At 69.6% G+C, this 23,340-nt stretch carries 24 protein-coding genes; 15 read left to right on the top strand and 9 right to left on the bottom strand.

The annotated features are described in order from the left end of the window. The first annotated feature begins 562 nt into the window (after nucleotides 1-562). The 4 genes from rhaS (at nucleotide 563) to AC5L38_RS29095 (ending at nucleotide 4,770) form a co-directional block, all read left to right on the top strand. Nucleotides 563-1,651: a rhamnose ABC transporter substrate-binding protein gene (gene rhaS / locus AC5L38_RS29080; protein ID WP_495246016.1), complete on the top strand. Its 1,089-nt coding sequence runs from the start codon at nucleotides 563-565 to the stop codon at nucleotides 1,649-1,651. Nucleotides 1,652-1,710: 59 nt separating this feature from the next. Then, nucleotides 1,711-2,028: an L-rhamnose mutarotase gene (locus tag AC5L38_RS29085; protein WP_344745984.1), complete on the top strand. Its 318-nt coding sequence runs from the start codon at nucleotides 1,711-1,713 to the stop codon at nucleotides 2,026-2,028. 14 nt (nucleotides 2,029-2,042) lie between these two features. Continuing rightward, the gene (rhaI, locus tag AC5L38_RS29090) at nucleotides 2,043-3,188 is read left to right on the top strand and encodes an L-rhamnose isomerase (RefSeq protein ID WP_495246017.1); all 1,146 of its coding nucleotides are present in this window, start codon (nucleotides 2,043-2,045) and stop codon (nucleotides 3,186-3,188) included. A 154-nt stretch (nucleotides 3,189-3,342) separates the two neighbouring features. Beyond that, the gene (locus AC5L38_RS29095) at nucleotides 3,343-4,770 is read left to right on the top strand and encodes an arabinose isomerase (protein WP_495246018.1); all 1,428 of its coding nucleotides are present in this window, start codon (nucleotides 3,343-3,345) and stop codon (nucleotides 4,768-4,770) included. A gap of 250 nt (nucleotides 4,771-5,020) precedes the next feature. Here AC5L38_RS29095 and AC5L38_RS29100 read toward each other — a convergent pair whose 3' ends face one another. Beyond that, a complete protein-coding gene (locus tag AC5L38_RS29100) occupies nucleotides 5,021-5,572 on the bottom strand; it encodes a cysteine hydrolase family protein (RefSeq protein WP_495246019.1) in 552 nt (183 codons plus the stop codon). Nucleotides 5,573-5,771: 199 nt separating this feature from the next. Here AC5L38_RS29100 and AC5L38_RS29105 point away from each other — a divergent pair, with 199 nt between their 5' ends. Then, nucleotides 5,772-6,572 (top strand): TetR/AcrR family transcriptional regulator, encoded by an 801-nt coding sequence (locus AC5L38_RS29105; protein WP_495246020.1) that lies wholly within the window; start codon nucleotides 5,772-5,774, stop codon nucleotides 6,570-6,572. An 81-nt stretch (nucleotides 6,573-6,653) separates the two neighbouring features. Here the strand turns inward: AC5L38_RS29105 and AC5L38_RS29110 are convergent, their stop codons facing one another. Both AC5L38_RS29110 and AC5L38_RS29115 read right to left on the bottom strand, forming a co-directional pair. Continuing rightward, a complete protein-coding gene (locus AC5L38_RS29110) occupies nucleotides 6,654-7,316 on the bottom strand; it encodes a TetR/AcrR family transcriptional regulator (RefSeq protein ID WP_495246021.1) in 663 nt (220 codons plus the stop codon). 56 nt (nucleotides 7,317-7,372) lie between these two features. After that, nucleotides 7,373-7,891, bottom strand: coding sequence for a VOC family protein (locus tag AC5L38_RS29115; protein WP_495246022.1), 519 nt, complete (start codon nucleotides 7,889-7,891; stop codon nucleotides 7,373-7,375). Between the two features lie 633 nt (nucleotides 7,892-8,524). Between AC5L38_RS29115 and AC5L38_RS29120 the strand changes: the two genes are divergently transcribed. The 6 genes from AC5L38_RS29120 to AC5L38_RS29145 all read left to right on the top strand — a co-directional run bounded on the left by AC5L38_RS29120 (nucleotide 8,525) and on the right by AC5L38_RS29145 (nucleotide 13,869). Next, nucleotides 8,525-9,274 (top strand): hypothetical protein, encoded by a 750-nt coding sequence (locus AC5L38_RS29120; RefSeq protein ID WP_495246023.1) that lies wholly within the window; start codon nucleotides 8,525-8,527, stop codon nucleotides 9,272-9,274. A 420-nt stretch (nucleotides 9,275-9,694) separates the two neighbouring features. After that, nucleotides 9,695-10,054, top strand: coding sequence for a PRC-barrel domain containing protein (locus tag AC5L38_RS29125; protein WP_495246024.1), 360 nt, complete (start codon nucleotides 9,695-9,697; stop codon nucleotides 10,052-10,054). Nucleotides 10,055-10,162: 108 nt separating this feature from the next. Beyond that, complete coding sequence (locus AC5L38_RS29130) at nucleotides 10,163-11,383, top strand: Tm-1-like ATP-binding domain-containing protein (protein ID WP_495246025.1); 1,221 nt, start codon at nucleotides 10,163-10,165, stop codon at nucleotides 11,381-11,383. Between the two features lie 58 nt (nucleotides 11,384-11,441). Further along, on the top strand, nucleotides 11,442-12,266 hold the full coding sequence (locus AC5L38_RS29135; protein ID WP_495246026.1) for a phosphoenolpyruvate hydrolase family protein: 825 nt from the start codon (nucleotides 11,442-11,444) through the stop codon (nucleotides 12,264-12,266). A 156-nt stretch (nucleotides 12,267-12,422) separates the two neighbouring features. Continuing rightward, nucleotides 12,423-12,626, top strand: a complete 204-nt coding sequence (locus AC5L38_RS29140) for a transposase (RefSeq protein WP_495246183.1) — start codon at nucleotides 12,423-12,425, stop codon at nucleotides 12,624-12,626. Nucleotides 12,627-13,125: 499 nt separating this feature from the next. Next, the gene (locus AC5L38_RS29145) at nucleotides 13,126-13,869 is read left to right on the top strand and encodes an MBL fold metallo-hydrolase (protein ID WP_495246027.1); all 744 of its coding nucleotides are present in this window, start codon (nucleotides 13,126-13,128) and stop codon (nucleotides 13,867-13,869) included. A 355-nt stretch (nucleotides 13,870-14,224) separates the two neighbouring features. Here AC5L38_RS29145 and AC5L38_RS29150 read toward each other — a convergent pair whose 3' ends face one another. Continuing rightward, the gene (locus tag AC5L38_RS29150; RefSeq protein WP_495246028.1) at nucleotides 14,225-14,647 is read right to left on the bottom strand and encodes a hypothetical protein; all 423 of its coding nucleotides are present in this window, start codon (nucleotides 14,645-14,647) and stop codon (nucleotides 14,225-14,227) included. Nucleotides 14,648-14,769: 122 nt separating this feature from the next. Then, nucleotides 14,770-15,243, bottom strand: a complete 474-nt coding sequence (locus tag AC5L38_RS29155; protein WP_495246029.1) for a hypothetical protein — start codon at nucleotides 15,241-15,243, stop codon at nucleotides 14,770-14,772. Between the two features lie 651 nt (nucleotides 15,244-15,894). Here AC5L38_RS29155 and AC5L38_RS29160 point away from each other — a divergent pair. Together AC5L38_RS29160 and AC5L38_RS29165 are read left to right on the top strand one after the other, a co-directional pair. Beyond that, nucleotides 15,895-16,884, top strand: coding sequence for a hypothetical protein (locus tag AC5L38_RS29160; protein ID WP_495246030.1), 990 nt, complete (start codon nucleotides 15,895-15,897; stop codon nucleotides 16,882-16,884). A 108-nt stretch (nucleotides 16,885-16,992) separates the two neighbouring features. Further along, nucleotides 16,993-17,496: a GNAT family N-acetyltransferase gene (locus AC5L38_RS29165; protein ID WP_495246031.1), complete on the top strand. Its 504-nt coding sequence runs from the start codon at nucleotides 16,993-16,995 to the stop codon at nucleotides 17,494-17,496. A 46-nt stretch (nucleotides 17,497-17,542) separates the two neighbouring features. Here the strand turns inward: AC5L38_RS29165 and AC5L38_RS29170 are convergent, their stop codons facing one another. Together AC5L38_RS29170 and AC5L38_RS29175 are read right to left on the bottom strand one after the other, a co-directional pair. Next, on the bottom strand, nucleotides 17,543-18,505 hold the full coding sequence (locus AC5L38_RS29170; RefSeq protein WP_495246032.1) for an alpha/beta hydrolase: 963 nt from the start codon (nucleotides 18,503-18,505) through the stop codon (nucleotides 17,543-17,545). Between the two features lie 177 nt (nucleotides 18,506-18,682). Continuing rightward, the gene (locus tag AC5L38_RS29175) at nucleotides 18,683-18,988 is read right to left on the bottom strand and encodes a putative quinol monooxygenase (protein WP_495246033.1); all 306 of its coding nucleotides are present in this window, start codon (nucleotides 18,986-18,988) and stop codon (nucleotides 18,683-18,685) included. Between the two features lie 157 nt (nucleotides 18,989-19,145). Between AC5L38_RS29175 and AC5L38_RS29180 the strand changes: the two genes are divergently transcribed. Next, nucleotides 19,146-20,048: an AraC family transcriptional regulator gene (locus AC5L38_RS29180; RefSeq protein ID WP_495246034.1), complete on the top strand. Its 903-nt coding sequence runs from the start codon at nucleotides 19,146-19,148 to the stop codon at nucleotides 20,046-20,048. A gap of 196 nt (nucleotides 20,049-20,244) precedes the next feature. Further along, complete coding sequence (locus AC5L38_RS29185; RefSeq protein ID WP_495246035.1) at nucleotides 20,245-21,534, top strand: pyridoxal phosphate-dependent aminotransferase; 1,290 nt, start codon at nucleotides 20,245-20,247, stop codon at nucleotides 21,532-21,534. Nucleotides 21,535-21,563: 29 nt separating this feature from the next. On the opposite strand, the gene AC5L38_RS29190 is transcribed toward AC5L38_RS29185, so the two are convergent. Together AC5L38_RS29190 and AC5L38_RS29195 are read right to left on the bottom strand one after the other, a co-directional pair. After that, a complete protein-coding gene (locus AC5L38_RS29190; protein WP_495246036.1) occupies nucleotides 21,564-22,361 on the bottom strand; it encodes a DUF1295 domain-containing protein in 798 nt (265 codons plus the stop codon). Further along, entirely contained in the window at nucleotides 22,358-23,323 is a 966-nt protein-coding gene (locus AC5L38_RS29195; RefSeq protein ID WP_495246037.1) for an SDR family NAD(P)-dependent oxidoreductase, read from the bottom strand. Before AC5L38_RS29195 ends, AC5L38_RS29190 begins: the two co-directional genes overlap by 4 nt. Nucleotides 23,324-23,340: the final 17 nt, after the last annotated feature.

A 23,340-nucleotide genomic window follows, 5' to 3' on the forward strand; every position in this document is an offset into this window, starting at 1 on the left:
CGCCGGGGGGCCGTCGGCCCTCGCCGGCGAGGCCGGTTCGTGCCCGTTCGCGCCTGTCCGTGCCTGTCTGCGTGCATCCGCGTGCATCCGCCAGGGGGCAGCGGCCGATCAACCGGCCGACGGACCGACGGACCGACGGACCGACGGACCGACGGACCGACGGACCGACGGGTCGGCGGGTCGGCGGGCTGACCGGCTCGTAGGTCTCCGGGCCCCCGCTCCCAGCCCGGCTCCCGGACCGGCTCCCGGCCTCCTCGCTCCCGCTTCCGGAGCGGTCTGGGGAGCGGGCCGAGAACGGGGAGTTCCCGGCCGTGCCAGGTCCAACCGGGTGCCGAGATGGTTAAAACGTGGCAACGGATGACGGCCCGGCCGCCCGGCCGTGGACCCGGCGGGTTTCCCCGCGGGGCCGGGCCGCTGGAGGCGGAGGTCGTGTAACGCTAAGGAAACGGCACGTTCATGTGCCATTGACACCTACCGAAGCTTGGTTCTACTGTCCAGCTCAACCGGTTAAATCGTTTTTTCGTAGGAGTCCGACCACCCCCCACTTCCTGAGGAAGCGCTTATGTTCACTGTTTCGCGAAGGTCCGTTCCCGCCGCGATGGTGGCCGGTCTGCTGTCGATCGCGCTCGCGGCCTGCGGTGGTGGCACCACCAAGGACTCGGCGAGTTCCGCGGCCCCGGCGGCCCCCGCGTCCTCCGCCCCGGCGAAGGCCGATCCGAACGCGCCGATCAAGGAAGGGTTGAAGATCGCCTTCCTGCCGAAACAGATCAACAACCCGTACGAGACGATCGTGGACAAGGCGGGTATCGAGGCGGCCGCGGAGTTCAAGGCCGAGGCCAAGGAGGTCGGCCCCTCCGACGCGTCCGCCTCCTCGCAGGTGTCGTACATCAACACGCTCACCCAGCAGGGGCACGACGCGATCCTGATCGCGGCCAACGACGCCAACGCGGTGTGCGGGCCGTTGCAGCAGGCGCGGGCGAAGGGGACGAAGATCGTCTCCTACGACTCCGACGCCTCCAAGGAATGCCGCGACCTGTTCATCAACCAGGCCAACTCCGAGGAGATCGGCCGCAGCCAGGTGAAGCTGCTGTCGGACCTGATCGGCGCCAAGGGCGAGATCGCGATCCTGTCGGCGACGGCGAACGCGACCAACCAGAACACCTGGATCGAGTTCATGAAGGACGAGCTCGGCAAGCCCGAGTACAAGGACATGAAGCTGGTCAAGGTCGCCTACGGTGACGACGACGACCAGAAGTCCTTCCAGGAGACCCAGGGCCTGCTGCAGGCGTACCCGGACCTGAAGGGGATCATCTCGCCGACCACGGTGGGCATCTCGGCGGCGGCGCGCTACATCTCCGGTTCCAAGTACAAGGGCGAGGTCGTCCTGACCGGGCTGGGCACCCCCAACCAGATGCGCCAGTTCATCAAGGACAAGACGGTCGAGAAGTTCGCGCTGTGGAACCCCAAGGACCTGGGCTACCTGGCCTCGTACGCGGCGGCGGCGCTGGCCTCCGGGCAGATCACCGGCGCCGAGGGCGAGGTCCTGAAGGCGGGCAAGCTCGGCGAGCGGACGATCGGCAAGGACGGGGAGATCATCCTCGGCCCGCCGTTCACCTTCGACGCCTCCAACATCGACCAGTTCGACTTCTGACGCCGTCGGCGCGGCCCGTGCCCGGGAGGGGGCGGGCCGCGCCCGAGAAAGGCCATCCCGTGCAGCGTGTCTGCTTCCTGCTGAAGGTACGGCCGGAGCGCCTGGCGGAGTACCGCGAGCGTCACCGCGCCGTGTGGCCGGAGATGCTCGACGCCCTGAGCGCCACCGGCTGGCACAACTACTCGCTCTTCCTGCGGGAGGACGGGTTGCTGGTCGGCTATCTGGAGACCGAGGACTTCGAGGCCGCCCGCGAGGCCATGGCCGCGACCGAGGTCAACGCCCGGTGGCAGGCCGAGATGGCACCGTTCTTCGAGAGTCTCGACGGCCGCCCCGACGAGGGCATGGTCTCGCTCGAAGAAGTCTTCCACCTCAAGTGATCGGGGACCGATTCATGATCAAGGATTCGCTGCGGGCGCAGGTCATCGAGACCCCGTCATGGGCGTACGGCAACTCGGGCACGCGGTTCAAGGTGTTCGCGCAGCGGGGGGTGCCGAGGGACCCGTTCGAGAAGCTGGCCGACGCCGCCCAGGTGCACGCGTTCACCGGGGTCGCGCCGCAGGTGGCGCTGCACATCCCGTGGGACCGGGTCGACGACTACGCCGCGCTGGCCGCGCACGCGTCGGATCTGGGGGTACGGATCGGGGCGATCAACTCCAACGTCTTCCAGGACGACGACTACATGCTGGGCAGCGTGACCCACCCGGACGCGCGGGTGCGTGCCAAGGCCCTGGCGCACCTGCTGGACTGCGTGGACATCATGGACGCCACCGGTTCCGGCACGCTGAAGCTGTGGTTCTCCGACGGGATCAACTACCCCGGCCAGGACGACATCCGCGCCCGCCAGGACCGCCTGGCCGAGGCGCTGGGCCGGGTGTACGAGCGGCTGGGCGAGAACCAGCGCTTCCTGCTGGAGTACAAGCTGTTCGAGCCCGCGTTCTACGCCACCGACGTGCCCGACTGGGGGACGGCGTACGCGCACTGCCTGAAGCTCGGTCCCAAGGCGCAGGTGGTGGTCGACACCGGCCACCACGCGCCGGGCACCAACATCGAGTTCATCGTGGCGTTCCTGCTGCGCGAGGGCAAGCTGGGCGGCTTCGACTTCAACTCCCGCTTCTACGCCGACGACGACCTGATGGCCGGAGCGGCGGACCCGTTCCAGCTGTTCCGCATCATGGTCGAGGTGATCGGCGGGGGCGGGTTCACCGAGGACGTGGCGTTCATGCTGGACCAGTGCCACAACATCGAGCCGAAGATCGCCGGGCAGATCCGGTCGGTGATGAACGTGCAGGAGGCCACGGCCAAGGCGCTGCTGGTCGACCGCGAGGCGCTGGCCGCCGCCCAGTCGGCCGGGGACGTGCTCGGGGCCAACGCGGTCGTGATGGACGCCTACAACACCGACGTGCGGCCCCTGCTGGCCGAGGTGCGCACCGATCTGGGACTGGACCCCGACCCGATGGCGGCGTACGCCAGGTCGGGCTACTTCGAGAAGATCGCCGCTGACCGGGTCGGCGGCGCCCAGGCGGGCTGGGGCGCCTGATGCCCGCGTGTCCGGCGCCCGGGCGTTCGGGGCCCGGGCGTTCGGCGCCTGTGAGCTCGATGCCTGTGAGCTCGGCGCCCGTGGGCTCGATGCCCGCGCGCCCGATGTCTACGCGCTCGGTGCCCGCGCCGGCGCCGTGTGAGAGGAGAACGCCGTGACCGCCGCGCTTGACCGGGTGACCGCCCCGCGCACGAAGGTGGGACTCGTGGCCGGGGGGCTGGGAGCCTACTGGCCGCAGTTCCCCGACCTGCTGCCGCAGCTGCGGCGCTCCTCGGAGCGCGTCGCCGAGCGGATGCGGGAGCTGGGCTGCGACGTTGTCGACGTGGGGTTCGTCTCCGACGCGCAGGAGGGCGCGGTCGCGGCGGAGCGGCTGCGCGAGGCCGGTTGCGACGTCATCGTCGGCTTCCTCACCACGTACATGACCGCGACCATGTTGCTGCCGGTGGCGCAGCGCAGCGGGGCGCCGGTGCTGCTGATCAACCTGCAGCCGACCGAGTCGATGGACCACGCGAGCTTCGACACCGGCCAGTGGCTCGCCTACTGCGGCGCCTGCCCGCTGCCGGAGATGGCCAACACCTTCCTGCGGGCCGGCATCCCCTTCCGGTCGGTGTCGGGCTACCTGGAGGACGAGCGGGCCTGGGCCAGGATCGGCCGGTGGGTGCGGGCGGCCGGGGTACGCGCGGCGCTGCGCCGGGGCAGGCACGGCCTGATGGGCCACCTGTACCCGGGAATGCTGGACGTGGCCACCGATCTGACCCTGGTGCCGGTGAACTTGGGCGGGCACGTGGAGGTCCTGGAGTTCGACGACCTGCGCGTGCGGGTGGAGAAGGTCACCGACGCGCAGGTGAGGGAGCGCGTCGAGCTGGCGCGGGAGGTCTTCGAGCTGGACGGGTCGGTCAAGGACGACGACTTCGCCTGGGCGGCGCGAGTGTCGGTCGGCCTGGACCGGCTGGTGGACGACTTCGCCCTCGACAGCATGGCCTACTACCACCGGGGCCTGGAGGGGGAGATCCACGAGCGGCTGGGCGCCGGGATGATCCTGGGGTCGTCCCTGCTGACCGCCCGGGGCGTTCCCACGGTGGGCGAGTACGAGCTGCGCACCTCGCTGGCGATGCTGGTCATGGACCGGCTGGGCGCGGGCGGGTCGTTCACCGAGCTGCAGGCGCTCGACTTCACCCGCGGCCACGTGGAGATGGGGCACGACGGCCCGGCCCACCTGGCGATCAGTGCCCGGCGCCCGCTGCTGCGCGGGCTGGGCGTCTACCACGGCAAGCGCGGCTGGGGCGTGTCGGTGGAGTTCGACGTGGCGCACGGCCCGGTGACCGTGCTGGGACTGCTGCAGCGGCGCGACGGGACGTTCGCGTTCGTGGTCTCGGAGGGGACCACGGTGGAGGGGCCGCTGCTGCGGATCGGCAACACCACCTCGCGGGTGGACTTCGGGTGCGACCCGGGGGAGTGGACCGACGCGTGGAGCGCGACCGGGATCTCCCACCACTGGGCCCTGGGCACCGGCCACCGGATCGCCGACCTGCGCGCGGTCGCCGACCTGATCGGCGTCGACGTCATCGAGGTGCGGCCGTAGGACACGGGCACGTCGAATCCCGGGGGCGCCCGGCACCTTCAGGGACCTTCAGGGACCTTCAGGGACCTTCAGGGGCCGCGTGCCCGGCTGTCCCGCTCGTCGTGCCGGTGTCCGGTCGTGTCGACGTTGGGTCGTGTCGATGTTCGGCGTCTCGTCGTCCGGCCGTCTGCCGTCCGGTCGTCTCGCCGTCCGGTTCGGGCGACGCCCCGTCAGGCGAGGCGTCGTGCCCGTGCCGGGCACGGGCGCGCGGTCAGCGGGCCGCCACCCAGCCGGCCACGGTCGTGACCTCCGCCTGCTGGGGGAAGACCTTCTCCGTGAGGACCCGGTGCACCTCCGGGTCGTCGTCGAGGCACCCGTCGGCCAGGACGGTGAGGCCGAAGTCCAGGTCGGCGGCCTGGCGCAGGGTGGACAGCACGACGCCGCCCGTGGCGATGCCGGTGAGGACGAGGTGGTCGATGCCGCCGGCCCGCAGCACCACGTCGAGGTCGCTGCCGGAGAAGCCGCTGACGCGGCGCTTGGTGACGACGATGTCGCCGGGTTCCGGCGCCACGTCCGGATGGATCCGGGTGGCCTCGTCGTCGCCGCCCGCCCCCCTGGCGTGCGCGAGCGGGCCGAACATCTTGTTGCGGGTGCTGACCTCCGGGTATCCGGGGCGGAACCCGACGACCACGTAGACCACCGGAAGGCCACCCGCCCGGGCGGCGCCGATCGCCTCGCGCAGGCGCGGCAGGTAGGCGGGATCGGGGTAGCGGTCGACGACGACGCGCTGGACATCCATGACGAGGAGGGCGTGCTCGGCCACCGTCATCCTTTCGTGTGGCCTCTGTACTGCGGGCCTCTGTGCTGCGGAAAATAAGTCATCAGCTGATTACTTGGTAACGTAACCATGTTCCAGGGGTATGTCAACTAGTGATTACTTAGCCCCGGCGCTCCGTCGTCCGAGCCGTGCCGCGACGGCGCGCCGGGGTTTCGTGCGGGACGACGTGCGGAGGAGGTCGCCGGTGGCGACGAGAGGAACCGGCGGGCCCGCGGACGGCGACGCCGATCCGCCCATCGCCGGACGGCTCGCCGGACGGTCTGCCGGACGCCGGCCGGGCGCGGGCTCCGCGGCGCCTTCGGGTGACGCCGGCCCGTCCGTCGCGGGACAGCCTGCGACCGCAGGTCTCGCGCCCCCTTCGGGCGACGCCGACCCGCCTGCCTCGGGGCAGCCCGCCTCGGGTCCCCGGCGGCGGGACGCGGCGGCGACCCGCCAAGCGCTCCTGCGGGCCGCCCACGACCGTTTCACCCGTCTCGGGTACGACCGCACGACGCTCCGGGACGTCGCCGCCGACGTCGGGGTCAACCTCGCGCTCATCAAGCGGTACTTCGACTCGAAGGAGGGGCTGTTCAAAGCGGCGCTGGCGTCCACCCCCCGCTTCCCGGGAGGTGGGGACGGGTTTCCCCGAGACGGTGCCGCGCTCGCGGAGGCACTCAGCCGCCAGCTGTCGGCCGATGCCTGGCCGGAGTTCGGCGAGCACCCGGTGCTGATGTTGTTGCGCGTCTCCGGCGACGAGCGGGTGGACAGCCTGCGCAGGCAGGCCCTTCAGGACTTCAGCCGGCAGGTGCTCGAAGCCTCGGGCGCGCGGCGGGAGCCGGCCGACGAGGAAAGCCTGCTGAGGGCGCAACTCGTGGTCGCGCTCGGCGTCGGCGTCGCCGTCGTACGGTCGGCCGTCGGGTTGCAGCCCTTGCGTGACGCGACCTCCGACGATCTGGTCGGCCCGCTTCGCGACGTCGTCGGCAGTCTGCTCGCGCCTCCGGACTGACCACGCCCGGACCCGCCCCGGTGCCCGGACCGGCCTGCCCCTTCCCGGCCGCCGGAGGGCTTCGGAGGGCTTCGGAGGACTTCAGCCCGGCGGCTCGGACCCGGATTCCCGAGCCGGAGCGGGAGCCGGTAGCGGTGCCGAGGGGGCGCGCAGCGGGTCGAGGCGGCGGATCAGCTCGATCGCCGCCTCGATGATCCGCTCCGCTTCCTCCTCGCTGTCGCAGGTCGCCACCTCGCGGCCCGCCTCGCCGATGACCGACGTCAGGACGGCGACCGTCAGGCGGTCGAGGGAGGTGGCGCCCGCGCCGAGCAGGACACCGTTCTGCCGTACCCACTCGCGACCGCGCGTGCGGCGCATCAGCTCGAACCCCGGAGGCCCGCCCCCGTCCATGAACAGCCTGGCCAGGTCCCGCCGCTCCCACGACCCTTCGAGGAAGGCGCGGGCGCCCACGACGAACAGCTCCAGCGGGTCGAGGGTGCCCGACCGGCGGGCCTTCGACACCGCGGAGGCCGCGTTCTCCTCGTGCTCGGCCTGGTGCTTCTCCCACAGCGCGAGGAACAGCTCGGTCTTGCCGCCGAAGTGGTGGTAGAGGCTGCCGATGCTCAGGCCCGCCCGCTCGACGACGTCGGCCACCCCGGCGTCGGCGAAACCGTGCTCGGTGAAGACCTCCCTGGCGGCACCGAGCATGCTCGTACGGGTCTGCGCCGTGCGACTCCACTCCCAGGCGCCTGGCTTGCGTGTCATCCGCCCCTCCCGCTGAAAGCCTCCGGAACCCCGCCCCGCCCGATGACGTGCCGTGGTCAGGAGGGGCTGGGAATCCCGTTGCCGCGGAACCCGCGTCCGGCCAGCACCTCGTCGAGGGAGGGGACCGGTACGGAGTCGCGCGGGCCGGGCTGCGCGAGCTGGACCAGCACGCCCTGGGCCTCCTTGGGGTGCAGGAACACCTCGCGCCACCTCGGGTCGCCCAGGTTGAGGCCGTGCAGGCGGTAGCCGCGGTCGGTGAGCAGAGAGACCGCGAGGTCGATGTCGTCCACGTGGAAGTTGAGGTGGTGCACGCCGCCCCGGCCGCGCGTCAGCTCGAAGAAGCTGTCGAAAAAGGTGGAACCCTCAAGGGGCTCCATCAGCTCGATCTTGCTGCCGCCCGGGTAGGTGAGCTGCAGGGCCCGGTAGCCGCCGAGCTGGTTGTCGCCGCCGCTGCGGAAGGTCCCGCCCAGCAGGTCGTGATAGATCGGCAGGAGGTCCCTGATCTTGGGTGCCGCGACGGCGGTGTGGTCGAAGACGGCCCCGAGTTCCCGGAGGTCCGGTGAGACGTCGTGCACGTGGGCTCCTCGCGGTCGGGGCCGGGAGATCGGCCAATCCTAGAATTGCATTCTAGTGGTCTCGCCCGGACCAAGTGCATCGCGGGACGGGCGTCCGGCCCGCCTCCACGCGGCGGCCTCTCCACGCAGTCCGGCCCGCCTCCACGCGGAGGCCTTTCCACGCAGGAGGAGCGCCGGGCGAAGCGTCAGGGGGAGGCGGACCAGAATACCGGGCGGAACACCGGGGAAGGCCGGCTTCATCGCTGAGAGGTGCATTCGTGTTCGTACGAGAATCGGCCTCATCTCGATTACCGGGGGCGGGTCCGGATCTCATCGGCCATTCTGGACTTCAAGGTCACCTGCGCGGGACCGGCCAAATCTGACAGCGCCGTGTGCGACGTCGCCGTCTTCGCCGACAGCGGCGGCGGTGTCGTCGGCAAACGGCCCGGCGCCCGAAGGAGATGGAACAGGTTCTCGACCGCCTGGAGCACATCGAAACAGCCGCCAATCGAGCGGCAATCGATCGTTCATTGCCCCCTCGGATACTTGCGGGAAACCGGACCGTCGATTCGGGCGGCCATGCCGGCGCGTAACGCCTATCGGGGGCGATTGAGGCAGACAGTTATTCGGCTCACATCGACCGAAAGGACCCCCATGTCCGAGCAGGCGAGCACACCCACCTTCGCCGACCAGGTGCCGAAAAAGGATTTCTCGAAGTGGAGCTTTGCCACTCGAGTCATCCTCCAGACCTATATCAAGGATCGCGTGCCCGACCTGGCCAGTAAACGAGACCCTTTCAATGCGATCGAAACGAAGCTGAAAAGCCTGGAGTACGCCATTTCCTACTCCGGCAAGGCCGAGAGCAAGGCTCGCGAGGAATTCATCACGTGGCTGGTGGAAAAAGACACGGGCAGCTGGGTCGCCTTCATGACCTATGCGGTCCAGTTGGAGGCGCTGAAGGTTCAGGACAAGGAAAGCAAGGACAAGCTCTCGTTCGCCTCCGCAGCGCTGACAGAGGCGCGGCACCTGACCGGGAAGTACGGCGCGGGTTCGGGCAAAAAAGCCGGCACGGTGATCGCCGTCGTCAGCTACGCCGGGACGGGAAAGACCTGGTCGGGGACGAGCGGAGAATATGTCCTCGCCTCGAAGAAGAACTCGCTCATGGAGACGGTCTTGACCGGTGTGATCCAGGTGGAGGATTGGCCGATCACCGCGTGCGCGGAAGTCGCCGCGATGAACAAGTACCTCAACAGCACCGGCATCGCCGAGATGGCCAAGATTCCCAAGGGCATGCTCTACTTCCATGCTCAGACCTGGAACGCCACCGCTGGAAAGTGGCAGGCCCGCTCCGCGTGCAAGAACTGCGACCAGTGGCTGACGAAGATCGGTGCGGCCCGGATCTGAAACCCGCCCTCGCCGCTGCGGTGGCGCCGGGTGACAAGCGCCATGGTGATGAGCGTCGTGGTGACGAGCGCGGCGCACATGCCCACAACCGGCCTGTCCAGGTGGTCGTGACCGCTGCGGAGCAGCGGTCACGACCGTCTCACAACCCGAACTTCGGATCGCCTTGTCGTAACACCCCCGCCCGGAGCCGGCATCGCCATGCCCGGCGACGCGAACTCCGACCTCCACCGGCGCCCTGGCATCACCCGGGCCTTCCCGGCCCCCCTTGACCCTTCGGCGCGAACGAAGATCCTCCGGATGTTTTTCTCGTCCGCGGCACGGCCCGCCTCCTGGCGCGAGAAGGCCATCCGATGCACCGTTTACCTCGGCCGCCACGGGTAGGCGGGGGGTCACACACATCGTGATGAGGAGAGCCCGCACATGACGAGTGAAGGACTGTGGAGCTATCGCGAGGGCGTTTACGGTCCCGACGAGACGATGAGCGTCATCGGCTTCGACGTGGAGGCCGTCGACGGCAAGGTCGGCCTGGTGGAGGAGGAGAGCAACGTGACCGACGACAGCTACGTCGTGGCCGACGTCGGCTCGTGGCTCTCGGGCAAGAAGGTCGTGCTCCCGGCCAGCACGGTGATCAGGATCGACCGGGACGAGCGCAAGATGTACATCTCGCGGACCAAGCAGGAGATCCAGGACGCTCCGGAGTACGACCCGGCGACGTACCGGCAGAGCGTCTACCGCCAGGAGCTGGGCGGCTACTACGGAACCTTCTCCGCCGCCCTCTGACCGGTACGGCGGCGAGACGGCGCGGCACAGGGACGACGGCGAACCGAAGACGACGGCGAGCAAGAGACAACGGCGAAAAGGTCTGCGAACAGAGAGGCGTGGCGCGAGATGCCGACGATAGGCCTGGTGGGAACGCTGGACACCAAGGGGTGGGAGTACGCCTGGCTCCACGACCGGTTGCTCGCCCTCGACTGTGACGTCGTCCTGGTCGACGCGGGCATCGGCGAGGCGCGGGTGCCCGCCGACGTCGCCAACGACCGGGTCGCGCTGGCGGCCGGGGCCGACGTCGCGGCGCTGCGAGCGGCCGGTGACCGGGGGGCGGCCGTCACGGCGATGGGCGAAGGCGCCGCCGCAGTCCTCGCCGAGCTGTACGCCCAGGGCCGTCTCGACGGCGTGCTCGCCGTGGGCGGCAGCGGCGGGTCCTCGATCGCGGCGCGGGCCGTCAGGGACCTGCCGATCGGCCTGCCCAAGCTCATCGTCTCGACCATGGCCTCCGGCGACGTGTCCCCCTACGTGGGGACCAAGGACGTCACGCTGATGTACAGCGTCGTCGACCTCGCCGGGATCAACCGCGTCTCCGCGCGCGTCCTCGGCAACGCCGCGGCGGCCATGGCCGGCATGGTGAGCATCCCGTCCCCGGTCGTCGAGGACGACCGCCCGCTCGTGGCCGCGTCGATGTTCGGCGCGACCACGCCGGCGGTCGACGCCGCCAGGGAACGGCTGGACGAGCTCGGTTACGAGGTGCTGGTCTTCCACGCCACCGGATCCGGCGGGCGGGCCCTGGAGTCGCTGGTCCGGAGCGGCCTGATCTCCGGCGTGCTCGACCTCACCACCACCGAGCTCGCCGACGACCTGGTCGGCGGCGTCCTGTCGGCCGGCCCCGACCGGCTGACCGCGGCCGGAGCGCGCGGGGTGCCCCAGGTGGTCGCCCCCGGCGCGCTGGACATGGTCAACTTCGGTCCCCGCGACACCGTCCCCGAGCCCTTCGGCGACCGCCTGCTGTACGTCCACAACCCGACCGTGACCCTGATGCGCACCACGGCCGAGGAGATGGGCGAGCTCGGCCGCCGGATGGCCGCCAAGCTGGGCGCGGCCACCGGCCCGGCCGTGTTGTTCGTCCCGCGCGGCGGCGTCTCCGCCCTCGACGCCGAGGGGGCGCCCTTCCACGACCCCAAGGCCGACGCGTCCTGCTTCGAGGCCCTGGCCGAGGGGCTGCGAGGCTCGGCCGTCGAGGTCGAGGACCTGAACCTGCACGTCAACGACCCCGCCTTCGGCCGCGCCATGGCCGACCGGCTACACCTGATGATCGCCGCGAGGGCCACAGTATGAGCGGTATGAGCGGTACGGACGGTGTGACCCGCGAAGGCGTCGTCACCGGAGGGGCCGGGTGAACCGCGACGACGTCCTCGCCAGGCTGCGCCGTACCGTCGCCGCGGACCGGCCGATCATCGGCGCGGGCGCCGGCACCGGGCTGTCGGCCAAGTGCGCCGAGGAGGGCGGCGTCGACCTGATCATCATCTACAACTCGGGCCGCTACCGGATGGCGGGCCGGGGCTCGCTCGCCGGGCTGCTGCCGTACGGCGACGCCAACCAGATCGTCGTGGAGATGGCCGCCGAGGTGCTTCCCGTCGTCAGGGACACCCCGGTGCTCGCCGGGGTGTGCGGCACCGACCCGTTCCGGCTGATGCCCAGGTTCCTCGACCAGCTCGCGGCCATGGGCTTCGCCGGGGTGCAGAACTTCCCGACCGTCGGCCTGTACGACGGAGTCTTCCGGCAGAACCTGGAGGAGACCGGGATGGGCTACGACCTGGAGGTCGAGATGATCGGGCTGGCGCGCGAGCGCGACCTGGTCACCGCTCCCTACGTCTTCGACCCGGACCAGGCGCGGGCCATGGCCGAGGCGGGCGCCGACGTCCTCGTCCCGCACGTCGGCCTCACCACCAAGGGCGGCATCGGTGCGGGCACCGCGCTCTCCCTGGACGAGGCGGTCGAACGGGTCCAGGCGATGCGCGACGCCGCCGTGGCCGTCCGTCCCGACATCCTCGTCCTCTGCCACGGCGGCCCCATCGCCGAACCGGAGGACGCCGCACACGTGCTGGCCCGCACCGAGGGCGTGGTCGGCTTCTTCGGCGCGTCGTCGGTCGAACGCCTGCCGACGGAACGCGCCATCACCGACCAGGTGCGCGCCTTCAAGTCACTGAAATTCCGGTAGGGCTTGGTCACCTTGGGGGCGAGGGTGCATTTCCCGTATGGGAGACAGGGATGACACCACAAGACCTCAGCGCGTGTTTGAGAGGTGATCATTGGGGTGTTTTGCCAGGTGGGTATGGGTGAGGCATGACACGAGACCGCTTTTTACCCCTCTGATCTGACCGATAAGAAGTGGGCGCTGATCGAGCCGCTGCTTCCCGTCCCGCACTGGGATGGCCGCCCGGACAAGCACGCGCGGCGTGAGGTCGTGGACGCGATCATGTACGTGCGTACCGGCTGCTCCTGGCGGCAACTACCGCTGACTTCCCGCCCTGACAGACCGTCTACCGGCACTTCGTACGCCGGGAAGATCAAGGAGTGACCCGCCAGATCGTGGACGTGCATCGTCGTGCACATCGTCGCCAAACCTGCCGGTCAGCAGGGTTTTCGGATGCATCCTCGGCGGTGGGTGGTGGAGCGGGCGCTGGCCTGGCTGATGGTTTATCGGCGGTTGGCCCGTCTACTCGATCGCAGCCCCCCACAAAGGGCCGGCGTTCCTCATGGCCGAGTGCCTCACCGGGATCACGATGACGCCGCAACTGCTGGGGGAGTCCACCTATCTGGGCGGAGTCGTTCCCGGATCGAGGTGAGCAGGATCCGTCGTCTGCAGCTCCCGCGAGTCGGCAAGCGGACGGTGGATCACTTCGCTGCACGCTCCCGCAGGTTTCACGGGGGTACTGTTCTCCGCGGGCCTGCCGCACCAGGCCGTCAGAATGAAAAGCCTCCTTGTGAGCTCTGGCCGGGAGAACCTCCGACACCTCCGCTTCGAAGCATCGGCTCAGCATTCTGCGTCTTCCTGCTCCGGCCGTTAGGGTTCATGAATGCTGCTGACAGTGCTTGGCGGATGCGGTGCATGGCCGGGAGCGGGCCAGGCCTGCAGCGGTTATCTCGTGGAGCACGACGGGTTCAGGCTCCTCGTCGACCCCGGATACGCGACGGTGCCGCGGCTGCTGGAACGGGTCACCGCCGATCAGGTCGACGCGGTGTTCGTCAGTCACGGACATCCCGACCACTGCGCCGATTTGAACCCGCTGTTGCGGGCGCGCGCGTTCCGTGACGATCCGCCGGCTCCCTTGCCGGTGTACTCACTGCCCGGCGCCGTGGACGCGGTGCTCGCGCTGGACCCCCCGGAGATGCTGACCGATGCCCATGTCCCGCGCGAGTTCACCGTCGGCGACCGGATCGACATCGGCCCGTTCCGCGCGCAGACCCGTCTGCTGCCGCACTCGGTGCCCAATGCCGGCGTACGGCTGACGGCGGGCGGGCGGGTACTCGCGTACACCGGCGACACCGGCCCGAGCCCCGAGGTGGTGGAGCTGGCGCGCGGCGCCGACCTGTTCCTGGCCGAGGCCACCTACGCCGACCGGGTCCCGGAAAATTCGCGGCGCAACCTGTCGAGCGCCCGCCAGGCAGGCCGGCAGGCCAGGCAGGCCGACGCCCGGCACCTGTTGCTGACCCACCTGCAGCCGGGTACGGACGCCACAGCCGCGCGAGCCGCCGCCGAGGCCGAATACGACGGCGAGATCGGCGTCGCCACTTCCGGTCTCACCGTCGATCTTTCCTGAGCACGTCCTCCCCGGGCCTCGAACGCCTCGCGTGGTTCTCCGGCTTCCAGCATGCGGCGCACGTGGCATGGGACGGCGCCGTCCACGCCTTCTTCCTCGACACCCTCGTGACGAGAAGAGCCCGGCGGCACGGAAGCGGAAGCGGAAGGGTGCCGAGGATCGATGTATGACCGACGACCTCGACACCCCTCTGACCGCACCGTACGTCAGGACCGATGACCGGCTCATCCAAGCCGACCGTCACGCTCGCCATCCGCGAGCGCGTGACCTCGGGCGGCCGTCCGCGGTGATGCCGCGGTCTCCGATGGCCACGCTCGGCGGAGGCGGGCGGGCTGCGGGGGAAACTCGGCCCGCGTCAGTCCAAGTAGTCGGTGACGGAGTCCTCGCACTCGTTCCTGAGGTCGTTCTCGGACTGCTTGCAGCCTTTCCAGGTGAACTTCTGCCTGCTCACGTCGTCGGAGATGGACACGCTGAATTCTGTGGTCCCTCCGTTGCACGACGCCCCGTTCGTGTAGCGCCAGTTCGATGAGCCCTTCTTGTACATGGCGTACACCGTCCAGCCGTCTTCGCAGAGGCCGTCTCTCACCGTGAAGGAGTTCCGGCCTTTCGCCATGTTCGACGTGCCGGAGTTGAACCAGACCATGCCCGCCACATTGCCGGCCGCGTGGTAGACGTTCATGCTGCTGGTGGCCGCGTGCGCCACCCCGGTCGATGTGATGGTCATGGCGGCCACACCGAGCACGACCATTGCTCTGGCCACGTTGAGACGCTTGGGCATCACTGCACCTCTTCCTGTTCTCCGTATCCCGGGCGTGGCCGGACGCCTTCCCGCGGATCATCGGTGACGCTGTTCACACTGGAGTTCGACAAGCTGAACAGCCGCGCGTCATTTATGGCGGATCAACGGTTCGCGATACCGCCGTAGGCGTCGAAGCAGGTGTTGTAAACCCTCACCTTGTAGAAGCCGTACAGTCCGAATATTCGGCCTGAGCGCTTGTTTCCAGTGCCGACATATCCTTTTCCGACGGTTGCGCCGTTCGCCGCGTCGTAAACCGTGAAGTCGGTGCCGCAGAACGGGGGCGCGATGATCTCGTACCAGATCCAGTGTTCCGCGTGGGCCTGCACCGCCGCGGAGGTGCAATGAGTTCCGGCGGCACGGCACCACTGCAGTTCCCCGGCGGCGGACGCCGACGCTGACGCCGGACCCTGCATCCCCAGCACGAGTGCCGCGACCCCGACCCCGACGCCGAGACGCTTGAAGATTCCACGAACCGACACCCGCATCACTCCTTTATTCGAAATCTCGGTCAAGATGCCGCGACAATCGCGGCGGTCGCCATTTCCGCTGTCCTGATCGGCAGATGCGTGCGGCAACTGTTCCTTTCATCGTTTCGCCCCTCATGTCAGGTTCTTTCGAGGGGAAGAAGGTTCCCGAAGATAATCACCGCTCGGCTGAGATCTTGGGAACCTGTAAGCTTCCAGTACTACATCTGTAAATCATGTGGTAAGGGGTCGCCTCGCCGGCGGTGGCGGGCGATCGGGGCGCGTGTCCGGTGGACTTGCCGGAATCCGGGCAGGTTGACCTTGGGCTTCGACATTCCCGACGCGGTACGGGGACACGGTCGCCGGTGCACCCCTGTGAAAGACCGTGAGGTCGGTGCCCCGCGCTCGATCGTGACTCTGAGAATCGAGCCGATCGGGATCGGGCCACGGCCTTGACGGTCTGTGAATTTCCTTAGTCCGTTCCGGCTACCTTGCCCAGGTGGTGGCCGCGCAGAAGGAACGTGACGCCAGGTGAGCGCTGACGCCGACCGACGCCGGGAGTCGGGCGCGGACCAGGGAAATCCGAACGTGAGCGGCACGGCTCGGCAGCTGACTGGAGGTCGCGTGGAACATCCGAACATCGGCGGTAAGGGCGTCACGAAGGATCCCGAACGGCCTGGCGGAGGGTCCGCGACCGTGACGCCGATCGCCGCGGACCTCACGTTCGCGTCGCGCCGGCGCACCGCCGATCGTGTTTTCCGCGTGACGTTCGCCTACACGGTCGTTCTGACGATCCTGTGGCTCTCCATGCTGCTGAGCGGGGGTGGAGGCACCGGATTCTTCAGGCGGGACCAGTACGAGGTCAACGCGGAGGTGGTGTCCCGCATCGTCTTCTCGTTCCTGTTCTTCACCGTCCTGTGGGGGTGGATCTGGTACGGCGTGAAGATCTGGCTCCTGCGTTCGTTCGTCGGCATGACGAAGGAGGACAGGCGGCTCAGCTTCAGGTCCCGCATGCAGGAGCCGTACGATCTCGACTCGCTGCTCGCTCGTTACCCGGAGCGCCGGATACGGATCGCCGACATGATCGGCCGGCGGGGACGCACCGCCCTGATCGCCGCCACCGGCTTCGCGTTCGTCTACATGGGGATGCTGCTGGATCCCGGCGGGAATCCGGCACAGCCCATAGAAGACCACCTGTTCGACGCGATGATCTTCAGCTGGGTGTCCCTCGCGCTCTACTACTCGAACGGGTTCCTGGCCCGGGTGCACTACGGGGCCCAGGCGCGCATCATGGACGGCGTTCTCTCCCGCGCCAACCTGCTCCTGGTCAGCCTGCTGTGGAGCCTGTTCAAGTTCATCATGCTTCCCATCGGCACCCAGCTTGGAGCGGTCTTCCCGCAGGATGTCTTCCCGGTCCTCTTCATCCTCATCTGGGGTTCCTACATCGTCAGCGACTCGATGTCGGAGATCATCGGGTCCATCTACGGCAAGCAGAAGCTCAAGGTGTGGGGCCTGGGCGAGGTCAACCGCAAGTCGGTGGCGGGCACCTGGGCCACCTTCGTCAGCGCGCTCCTGTTCTCCGGCGGCGTCGTGCTGGCCCACGGCCTCGCCGGGCCCTGGCTGCTCCTGGCACTCGCCCTCGCCGTGTCCAACACCGTTCTCGAACTCTTCTCGCCGCGCGGCACCGACGACTTCACCATGGCGACCGGGAACGCCCTCATCTGCTGGGGCTTCGGGCTGTGGGTCTTCTGAGTGTCGACGGCACCGGCGGTCACGGCCGCCGGTGCCGTCCGGGACTCGTCCCCGGGCCGGCCGTTCCGCCGGTTTAATCCGGTGACTTCGGTGTCGATGAGCGTGATCATGGGACGTGGCACCCGTGAGGCCGAGGCCCCGAAGAAAGGCGAGCAGATGAAGATCGTCGTCGACGACCTCTCCGGTCCGGAGATCGCGGAATTTCTCGACGAGCATGTCCAGGAGATGCGAGCCGTCACGCCCCTGAAGAGCAAGCACGCCCTCGACCTGGATGAGCTTCGCCGGCCCGAGATCACGTTCTGGTCGGTGATGGACGGTGACAGCCTGGTGGGCTGCGGTGCGATCAAGCGGCTGGACGCGGGCCACGCCGAGGTGAAGTCGATGCGCACCGCGCCGGCGCGCAAGCGGAGCGGAGCCGCGTCCCTGCTGCTGGAACACATCATCACCGAGGCCAGGAGCATGGGATTCACCCGGTTGAGCCTCGAGACCGGCGCGAGCGAGTTCTTCCTGCCCGCCCGGAAGCTGTACGAGAAGTTCGGGTTCGACTACTGCGAGCCGTTCGCGGACTACCGGTTCGACCCGTACAACGTGTTCATGACGAGGGAGCTCTGAAGGGTCTCGGTCCACGCGTCCCGACAGGCCCGGGGGCCTTCGGCGTTCAGGTCGCCGGGTTCAGGACCCGGGTGAGCCAGTCGTCGCGCGTCCGGCGTGCCGTGGCCGAGAGGCGCACCTGGGGGTACAGCGCGTCGAACCCGTGGAAGCCGCCCGCCCAGATGTGGAGTTCGGCCTGGCCGCCGGCGGCCCAGATCCGGGTGGCGTAGTCGACGTCCTCGTCGCGGAAGACCTCGGCCGTGCCGGCGTCGATGTAGGTGGTCGGCAGGCCCGAGAGGTCGTCGGCCAGCGCGGGGGAGACGTAGGCGGGCACGTCCCGGCCGGCGAGGTCGCCGAGGACCGATCGCCATCCGAACTCGTTCATCTCGCGGGTCCAGACGCCCTCACCGCCGGAGTACTGCCGGCTGGAGGTGGTGATGTTGCGGTGGTCGAGCATGGGGCAGATCAGCACCTGGGCGGCGATCGGCGGGGTGCCGCGGTCGCGTGCCATCAGCGTGACACCGGCGGCGAGGCCACCCCCGGCGCTGGCGCCCGCGACGACGATGCGGGCGGGATCGACGCCCAGCTCGTCGGCGTGCTCGGCGACCCAGAGCAGGCCGTGGTAGCAGTCCTCGACCAGCGTCGCGCCGGTGGCCTCCGGCGCCAGCCGGTAGTCCACGGAGACCACGACGGCACCGAGCAGGTCGAGCCAGTCGAGGGGGATGTCGATCTGCGAGAAGCGGTCCCCCATGATCATTCCGCCGCCGTGGATCCAGTAGACGCACGGTGCGGCCGTGGCGCGGCCGGTACCGGCGGGGCTGAGGATCGACAGCGGGAGCCGCGTGCCGTCCGGGGTGGGGACGGTGAGCTCCCGGCGGTCGACGGCCCGGCCGTCGAGGAGGGTGTCGATCGGTGTCGACGGGAACTCGCGCAGCTGGGCGAGCACCTCGGGGCCGAGCGGGGGCATGGGCGGCATCTCCGCGAGCAGCGCGCGCAGTTCGGGGTCGAGGGCGGGGCGTGTCGGTGCCATGGTGGGATCCTTTTCGTCAGGAGGGGGAATCGGCCGGGGTTCTCGGAAGGCGGGCCGGGGTTTCGGAAGGCGCCGGGGTTCTCGGAAGGCGCCTGGGATTTCAGAAGGCGACCGGGTTCTCGGAAGGCGGGCCGGGGTTTCGGAGAGCGGCCGGGGTTTCGGAGAGCGGCGGGGTTCTCAGAAGGCGGCCTTGCCGCCGACCGGCACCTCGTCGGCGTAGCGGGACTCGCCGGCGAGCAGCGGCTGGAGCTTCGCGACCAGCGCCCGCGCCTCCTCGGTCGCGAAGAACCTGCCGTGGGCCTCCTCGCTGGTCCAGCCCTCGGTGACGGAGACGGTGTCCGGGTCGCCGGCCGAGCGGCTGACCAGGAAGACGACGCAGTCCTCGTTCGGCAGGGACGGCGCGTCGAGCAGGAACGCGACCAGCTCGTCGCCCTTGCCGGGCCGCGCTGTCATGGTGGCGTGGAAACCGTGGCCGACGGTCATGGGGGTATCTCCTCGTTCGTGGAGCACTCTCGCACTCCGGGGATTTCGATGAGTCCATGTAACCATTGCGACCTGCGGAAACGTTAGAAGGATGCTCCTGTCCTCTTGCCTGATCCTCTCGTTGTGGGGAGCATCGGATCTGTGCTTCACTCGGGTCATGGACCTCGACGAGCTACGCGCCCTGCTCGCCCGCCACGCCCGGCCCGACATGACCACCGCCGTCGACGGCGTCCTGGTCTCGAAGATCGATCGGCCGTCGCCGCCGTCGCCGGAGATGTCGGGCACGGTGATGGCACTCATCGCGCAGGGCGCGAAACGCATCGCGCTGGGCGACCGGGTGTACGAGTACCGCGCCGGGCAGTATCTCGTCGCCTCGGTCGACATGCCGATCACCGGCCACTTCACCGAGGCGAGCCCCGAGCGGCCGGCCATGGGCTTCGGCCTGATCCTGGACCCGGCCACCGTCGCCGAGCTGTTGCTGCGGGCGGCCCCCGGCGACCTCCCGGCCGGTGGCGGCACGCCGTCCGGCATGGCCGTCAGCGACGCGCCCGCCGCGCTCGTCGACGCGGTGGTCCGGCTGCTGCGCCTGCTCGACCGGCCACGCGACGTGGCGGTGCTCGCACCGCTGATCAAGCGGGAGATCCTCTGGCGGCTCGTCACCGGCGAGCAGGGCGCCGTCGTGCGCCAGCTCGGCCTCGCCGACAGCAACCTCTCCCACATCGCCCGCGCGGTCCAGTGGATCCGCGACCACTACGCCCGGTCCTTCCGGGTGGAGGACGTGGCACAGCTGTCCGGCATGAGCGTCTCGGCCTTCTACCGCAATTTCCAGGCGGTCACCGCGATGAGCCCCATCCAGTTCCAGAAGCAGATCCGGCTGCAGGAGGCCCGGCTCCTGCTCGCCACCCGTCCCCGCGACGTCACCGGCGTCGGTCACAGCGTCGGCTACGACAGCCCGTCGCAGTTCAGCCGCGAGTACCGCCGCCAGTTCGGCGCCTCGCCGAGCGAGGACGCCGCGCGCCTGCGCGGATCGGCACCCGGCACCGCGCCGGCCCTGGTGTAGGAGCCGGGCGAGGAACCGTCCGAGGAGCCGTCCAGGAAGCCGGGCGAGGAACCGTCCAGGGAGTCGGGCGAGGAACCGTCCAAGGGGCTGGACGGGGAGCCGGACGAGGGGCCGGGCGGGAGCGTCGCTGAACCTGCCCGTATCCAGGTGCGTAGCTGGGGGTGTCAGAGGCGCGCACGTCCGTCAGGAGGCCCAGTTGGCCGGTTCCACCGATCGCAGCCGAGCGCACACCGCCGCGCACAGCCCGTCGTACTTCTCCCTCATGCGGGCCGCGCCGGAGCAGCCGGAGCAGGGGGAGGAGCTGGTCGACTTCTGTATCCCCTGCAACCCGTACTTCCCCACGCCCGAGGTCTTCGGCGTCCTGGAGCACAACCTCAGCACGATCCTGAAGTTCTATCCCAGCGACGCCGACACGATCACCGCCGAGCTCTGCGGGGTGCTGGGGCTCAACCCGCAGACCGTCGTGATGGGCAACGGGTCGACGGAGCTGATCACCTGGATCGACCACCTGCTGGTCAGGGAGAGCCTGGCCATTCCGATCCCCACGTTCGGCCGGTGGACCGACCAGCCGATGGAGACCGGCAAGCGCGTGGACATGTATCCGCTGCCGGAGAACCAGGGGTTCGCGCTGGACGTGGACGCCTACGTCAACTTCATCCGGCACCGCGGCTCCCGGGTGGCGGTCATCTGCAACCCGAACAACCCCGACGGGGGCTACCTGCGCCGCCACGAGGTCATCGCCCTGCTCGACAGGCTCGTCGACCTGGACCTGGTCGTGGTGGACGAGTCGTTCATCGACTTCGTCGACGCCGAGCCGTACCCGAGCGTCGCGAACGAGGCGGCCATCCGGCCCAACGTGGTCGTGCTGAAGAGCCTCGGCAAGAACTTCGGGCTGCACGGCATCCGCTTCGGCTACATGGTGGCCAACCCCGCGCTGGCGGCCAGGGTGCGGCGCGCCCTGCCCAAGTGGAACCTGAACTCCTTCGCCGAGACCGTGGTCTTCATGATCCGCCAGCACATGTCCGAGTATCTGGACAGCCTCCGGCTGCTCGCCCTGGACCGCGAGTCGATGCGCTACCAGCTGACCCGGGTCCCGGGCCTGACCGTCTTCCCCTCCCAGGGCAACTTCCTGCTGGTACGGCTCCCCGGGGGCAGGGACGGCGCCGCCCTGCGCGACCAATTGCTCGACGAGCACAACCTGTTCGTCCGCGAGTGCGGCAACAAGCTCGGCATGACCAGCCAGTTCATGCGCCTGGTGGTCCGGCCGGAGCGGGACGTGCGGCGCCTGATCAGCGGGCTGTACGCCGTCCTCTACGAGAGCGGGAACAGGTCGCTGAGCTCCGTGCCCCCGCCGCTCCCGGCACCGGCGCCGATCCCCACACCTTTGTACGACCCGCTGCCCGCGTCGCCCCTGCACGCGCAGACGCCCCTGTACGAGGGCGACCGTCGCTTCGACCTGCTGTCGTCGCTGCCACCCTCCATCTGAGACGCCCGGAGGTCCCGGCTGTCCCAGCCTCAGCCGCGCCGGGGCGGGCGGGGCAGGAAACCGCTGGTCCTGGCCAGGTAGTCGGCGTACTCGGGGCCGCGATGACGCGCCATCCGCCGCTCCAGCAGGGCCTTTCCGCTCTTGTTGACCAGCATGTGGGTCATCAGGAGCGGGGAGACGACCGTCAGCAGCGCGGCCCAGTGGGAGCAGGCGATCAGGAACAGGCCCCACCAGACGACGGCGTCGCCGAAGTAGTTGGGGTGCCGGGTCCAGGCCCACAGCCCGCGGTCCATGACCCTGCCCCGGTTGGCGGGGTCCGCCTTGAACCGGGAGAGCTGGTGGTCGCCGACCGCCTCGAACAGGAAGCCGACGCCCCACAGGGCGACGCCGATCCAGGTGACGATCCCGAGCGGCGCGGTCTCGTACATGGCGACCTGCACGGGCAGCGACACCACCCACATGATCGAGCCCTGCGGCCAGTAGACGTTCTTGATCACGTACGGCACCACCGGGCCGGTGTTCCTGCGCATCAGCGCGGTGTAGCGCGGGTCCTCGCCCTTGCCGTGGTTGCGCCGGTGGATGTAGGCGCCCAGCCGTATCCCCCAGATCGCGGTGAGCGCCAGCACGACGATCCGCCGGGCGTCGAGGCCCTCACCGAGGATCTGGGAGGTCACGAAGCTGACCGCCGCCACGACGACGAAGCCCAGGCCCCAGACGGTGTCGACGAAGCCCTGGTTCCGCGTGCGCAGCGCGTAGGCCATCGTGGCGAGCATGGTGAGCAGCACGGCCACCGCCGTGACCACCAGGTTGATCAGCAGGCCTGTCAACGGTTCATCTCCTCTGCGAGGTCCAGGAAGCCGTCCTGGGCGTTGGCGTAGCGGTGGGCCGGGCCCTTGCGGCTGCGGTCGAGAAGCTCGGCGAGCCTCGCGGGAGTCAGGCCGCCCTCTTCCGAGGCAGCTTCCGGGCCGGACTCCGCGCCGGTCTCCGGGGCGGTTCCCGAGACGCTTCCCGAGGTGCTTGCCGAGGTCAGGACGGTGCCCCACTCCACGGAGTCGGCGGCGCGCAGGCCGCCGCCCGCCGCCACGATCACCTCGCCGTTGAGGGTGCTCCGGGGGTCGCAGAGCGCGGCGACCACCGGGGCGACCGCGCCGGCGTCCATCAGGTGGCGGTGCTCGGCCGCCATGCCGCTCTCGGTCATCTGGGTCAGCGCGTAGGGGAGCAGGACGTTGGTGAACACCCCGCGCCCGGCGCCCTCGGCCGCCACGGTCCGGCCGAGGGCGATCACCGCGCCCTTGCTCGCCGCGTACGCCGAGACGGTGGGCTCGCCGTGCAGCCCGGCGGTGGAGGCGACCAGCACGATCCGGCCGTGGCGCCGCTCGCGCATGACGGCCGAGCAGGCGGCGGCGACCTGGGCGGTGCCCAGCACGTTGGTGCGGATGACGGCCTCGAACGCCTCGGGGGAGGACTTGTGGAACATCGCGGGGCCGCTGACCGCGGCGCTGGTGACGCAGGCGTCGATCCCGCCCCAGGTGCCGAGGGCCGGCTCCACCAGGCGGCGGGCGGTGGCCGGGTCGGCGACGTCGCCGTGCTCGGCGACGGCCTCGCCGCCCGCGTCCCGGATCTCCCGGACCACGTGGTCGGCGGGGCCCAGGCCGTTCTCGTCGACGACCCGGTTGCGGTTGTTGACCACCAGGCGGGCGCCCAGTCCGGCCAGGTGCAGGGCGAACGCCCGTCCCAGGCCCCGCCCACCCCCCGTGATCACGATGACCTGCCCGTCGAGCGATCCCATGCGCCGCTCCTCCCGTC

Source organism: Streptosporangium nanhuense, assembly GCF_059358815.1.